The organism is Dyadobacter sp. (assembly GCF_051859145.1).
Taxonomy (GTDB): Bacteria; Bacteroidota; Bacteroidia; order Cytophagales; family Spirosomataceae; genus Dyadobacter.
The window spans coordinates 1-4316 of sequence record NZ_JBHYGF010000360.1 but is presented as its reverse complement, the minus strand read 5'-3'; the positions used below and the strand labels follow the sequence as shown (position 1 = coordinate 4316).

7 protein-coding genes are annotated in these 4316 nt (G+C 44.5%); all 7 read right to left on the bottom strand.

Features of this window, described 5'->3' with window-relative positions; all coding sequences use genetic code 11:
• The coding region (gene trpA / locus ACTIE6_RS18965; protein ID WP_439558138.1) for a tryptophan synthase subunit alpha at positions 1–361 on the bottom strand (361 nt) is incomplete at its 3' end.
• The gene (locus ACTIE6_RS18960) at positions 358–717 is read right to left on the bottom strand and encodes a Dabb family protein (RefSeq protein ID WP_056292396.1); all 360 of its coding nucleotides are present in this window, start codon (positions 715–717) and stop codon (positions 358–360) included. The genes ACTIE6_RS18960 and trpA, both read right to left, overlap by 4 nt.
• A gap of 69 nt (positions 718–786) precedes the next feature.
• Positions 787–987 carry a hypothetical protein gene (locus tag ACTIE6_RS18955; protein WP_439558137.1) on the bottom strand — a complete coding sequence of 67 codons (201 nt, stop codon included), beginning with the start codon at positions 985–987 and terminating at the stop codon, positions 787–789.
• Between the two features lie 21 nt (positions 988–1008).
• Positions 1009–2208, bottom strand: a complete 1200-nt coding sequence (trpB, locus tag ACTIE6_RS18950) for a tryptophan synthase subunit beta (RefSeq protein WP_439558136.1) — start codon at positions 2206–2208, stop codon at positions 1009–1011.
• Positions 2209–2214: 6 nt separating this feature from the next.
• Positions 2215–2865 (bottom strand): phosphoribosylanthranilate isomerase, encoded by a 651-nt coding sequence (locus ACTIE6_RS18945; RefSeq protein ID WP_056292367.1) that lies wholly within the window; start codon positions 2863–2865, stop codon positions 2215–2217.
• Positions 2862–3680, bottom strand: coding sequence for an indole-3-glycerol phosphate synthase TrpC (trpC, locus tag ACTIE6_RS18940; RefSeq protein ID WP_439558135.1), 819 nt, complete (start codon positions 3678–3680; stop codon positions 2862–2864). The genes ACTIE6_RS18945 and trpC overlap by 4 nt, the downstream gene beginning before the upstream one ends.
• Positions 3681–3725: 45 nt before the next feature.
• On the bottom strand, positions 3726–4316 hold a 591-nt coding region (locus ACTIE6_RS18935; RefSeq protein WP_439558134.1), incomplete at its 5' end, for an anthranilate phosphoribosyltransferase.

Here is a 4316-nt window from a genome sequence, read left to right as displayed (position 1 = left end):
CAACCTCGGCACAGGAGCGACAGAAATCTTCCACGCCGTACTGCAAGACGGGATTGACGTAGCCCATTAAAAGCACAGGAACGGTGATCTTCTCGCGCATGTTTTTGAGCTGTTCAAAAAGTACCTTCACAGACATACCATTTTCCAGCGCCTGATCATTGCTTCTTTGAATTGTCTCTCCATCAGCAACCGGATCGGAATAAGGCATTCCTATCTCAACCAGATCGGCGCCTCCGTCCTGCAACGCCTGCAAAACGCGCATAGTATCGTTCAGTTCAGGGAAGCCCGCTGTAAAATATACATTCAACAGTCCCTCACCATTTGGCTGTCCCTGCTGAAAAAGTGTTGTAATCCGGTTCATTCTTTTACCCAGTAATCTACTACCAATACTTTGTCCAGATGTGGCCCTAAAACTTTACCAAAAGCTTTATGATCAGGATGAGGAAGATATACTTCACGACCTGCCTCACTGTCAAATGTTACAAAAAACACGTGCGTAAAACCTTGTGACAAACCTTCCGGGCTGTTATTGGTACCCCACTCCAAGCCCTTGATCTCTTTGATTTTGGAAGGAAGCGCCCTGAATGCATCTTCAACTTCTTTTACCTGGGCAGGAGTTGCTGAATCTTTGAATTTGAAGAGAACAACGTGACGTAGCATTTTCTTGGAAGTTGTAGTTTGTGCGGAAACGAATGTAGCAGATCCGATGAGGAACATGCATGCGAATAAAACCTGCTTGAAATTCATTGTTTTGAGTTTAGATATTAAAAATGGTAATGCATTTGGCTACGCAGAGCAGTTGAGGCACTCACCTTCGTCACTGAATTTCAGGCGGTCAAATTCTCCCAGCTTTTCTTTTAGTCCGAGTACTTCGTCTTCAAAATCACATCTTTCAAACAAAGACAACTCTCCGGAATTAATTTTCTCTTCCAACTCCTTAATTTTCAACCTTAAATCAAAAACTTCGGGTAGTGTTAATGTAGCCATAGGTGTTATATTTAGGTGAGATCAATCGATGTATTTCATATAAGTAGCCATATCCTTATCTCCCCTACCGGAAAGATTAAGTACGACGGTTTCATTCTTTGTAGCGCCCAGCCTTCCCAGAATAGCCAGCGCATGCGATGATTCCAGCGCGGGGATAATGCCTTCCAGGCGGGTTAATTCAAATGCAGCCTGCACCGCTTCCTCGTCCGTAGCCGACAAGAATGTTCCTCTGCCGCTGTCGTAAAGATATGCATGCTGCGGTCCGATGCCCGGATAATCAAGGCCGGCTGAGATGGAAAATGGCTCCACTACCTGACCATCTTCGGTTTGCATTAAAATGGTCCTGCTACCATGCAGCACACCCGGCTTGCCCAGCGCAGTTGTAGCTGCGGAATGCCCGGAAGATAAGCCTAGTCCCGCAGCTTCTGCTGCCACAAGCCTAACGTTTTCATCGCTGAGGAAATGATAGAATGCACCGGCCGCATTGCTGCCGCCACCCACGCAGGCAACCACGTAATCAGGGGTTTCTTTGCCGATATGTGATTTCAACTGCCATTTGATTTCCTCCGAAATGATAGACTGGAAACGTGCTACCATATCAGGATATGGGTGGGGACCTACAACAGAACCGATGATATAATGCGTATCTACGGGATTATTGATCCAGTGGCGCATTGCTTCATTGGTAGCATCTTTCAGGGTTCTGGAACCACAGGTGGCTGGTCTTACCTCAGCCCCCAGCATTTTCATGCGCGCAACATTCGGTGCCTGGCGCTCGATATCGAGCTCGCCCATGTACACAATGCATTCCAGATCCATTAAGGCGCATACAGTGGCAGTAGCTACACCATGCTGTCCTGCGCCTGTTTCAGCGACAATGCGCTTTTTCCCAAGTCGCTGCGCCATTAATATCTGACCAATGGTATTGTTAACCTTATGCGCGCCGGTGTGGCAAAGGTCTTCCCTTTTCAGAAATATGTTGGTCTGATACTTTTCCGAAAGTCGGTTAGCTCTGTACAGTGGTGTCGGCCGGCCTACATAGTCGCGCAGTAAATCACTGTATGCTTTCTGGAAGGAAGGATCATCAATAATCTGTAAATAATTTTCCCGCAATTCCTGTACGTTGGGGTATAGCATCTCAGGAATGAATGCACCTCCGAACGTCCCGTAATAACCATATTTATCTACCTGATAAGATGTCTTTTCTGCTATATCTTCCATAAGAATTTAGGCTTCTGCTTCCTCTTTTTCTTTTATCCGGATCAGATCAAATAATTCCTGCAATTTGGAGATGTCTTTGATACCTGGCTCTGTTTCGAATTTGCTGTTTACGTCAATGCCATAAATGGGCAGTGTTTTTGACAACTCAATGATCTCTTCGATGTTGTCCAGGCCGATACCTCCGCTGAGGAAAAACGGCTTTTCGTTATCGTATTTTTTTAGCAGGTTCCAGTCAAACGAAGTTCCGTTTCCACCCGGATTTGCACCAGCAGTATCAAACAGGAAAAGATCGCAGAATGATTTGTAATTATTGAGCATTGCAAAGTTGAACTGCGCATTGATCGAAAAAGCTTTGATCACGCTCACTCCCTTTTGACGAATGCTGCGGCAAATGTCGGGCATTTCGTTACCATGAAGCTGCGCGTATTGGAGATCGTACTTTTTGACCATATTCAAAATGTGGCCCGGGCTGGCATTCACAAAAACGCCTACTTTTTTAATGCTTTGAGGAATGCTCCTGATATATTCTTCACTAATTTCTTCACCAACAAAGCGGGGGGATTTTTCGTAAAAGATGAATCCGATAAAGTTAGGTTTAAGGGCGACCACCTCTTCGATGTTGCTTTGCTGACGCAATCCGCAAACTTTAATTTTCATAGAAACAGGGGATTTAAATTGCTATGTTGAGTTATATCCTTTTGTAAATCAGCTAGTGCGGCGCCAGGATTTACTGTTTTCATAAACGTTTCTCCTATCAGGAAACCTTTATATCCGTTCTGGTATAATCTGATAATCGTTTCTGCATCCTTCAAACCGCTCTCTGAAATCTTAACAAAAGAATCCGGGATTAGGCTGCTTAACGCCACAGATGTCTCAATAGCTGTTTCGAATGTCTTCAAATTACGGTTGTTCACTCCTACGATATCGACGCTGTCATTTAGCGTTTCCAGCAGCTCTTCTTCATTATGAACCTCCAACAACACGTCAAGCCCAAGTTCATGCGCCCTGTGGCTTAAAAAAGCGACTGCCTGAGGAGTGAGACAGGCGGCGATCAACAGGATTACATCAGCACCAATTGCTTTTGCCTCAAAAAGCTGGTATTCATCTACAATGAAATCCTTACGCAGCATTGGAATAGATGGATTGGCTTCCCGTGCTTTGCGGAAATCGTTGAAAGATCCGCCGAAAAAATCTGTGTCAGTCAAAACAGAAAGTGCCACAGCGCCTGCATTGACGTAGTCACGCGTAACAACTTCTGGACTTACCTGATCATTGATAATGCCCTTAGATGGAGATTTCCGCTTAAATTCAGATATGATTTGCGGATTTGTTGCCGCTCTTAAAGCTTTCGCCAGCGAATGGGTGGATTTAGAGAAATAAATCTCCTTTTCAAGATCAGAAAAGGACTTCTCTTTCTTTGATTCGAGTACTTCGATCTTTTTACGGGCAATTATTTTCTCTAATATATTCATCTAAGGGCCTGATAACTTCTACTTTATATTTAAAACCAGCTGTTGCTAAGCTTCAACCAGTTTTTTAAAACTATATAACGCCTTTTTACTCTCCAAAGATTCACGGGCGGCAGCCACAGCGTCAATCAGCGCTAGGTCTGGGTTGGCGCAATGCAAGGCTAATGCTGCATTCGCGATTACCGCCTGCTTTTGAGAAGACGTCGCATTATCATTCAAAACATTCATGAAAATCTCAGCAGATTCCTTGACAGTCTGGCCACCGGACAAATCCTGTGCGCGCAATGTTTGTAGCCCTAAATCAGAGGGGGAAAGGATCTGCTCATATTGAGCGGTAATGACTTTAAAAGAGCCTGTTAATGACACTTCGTCGTATCCGTCTAACGCGTGAAGAACTAAAAATTTCTTATCCGTTTGTTGGTAAAGATAAGCAAAAAGCCGTGCTAATTCAAGACTAAACACCCCTACAAGCTGTTTTTTGGGAGATACCGGATTGACCATCGGACCCAGCATATTGAAGAAAGTTTTGATCCCAAGTTCGCGGCGGATAGGCGCTACGTTTTTCATTGCAGGATGGAAAAGAGGAGCATGCAAGAAGCAAACACCAGCCTCAGATATCTTTCTTTCGAGGTAGTCTTT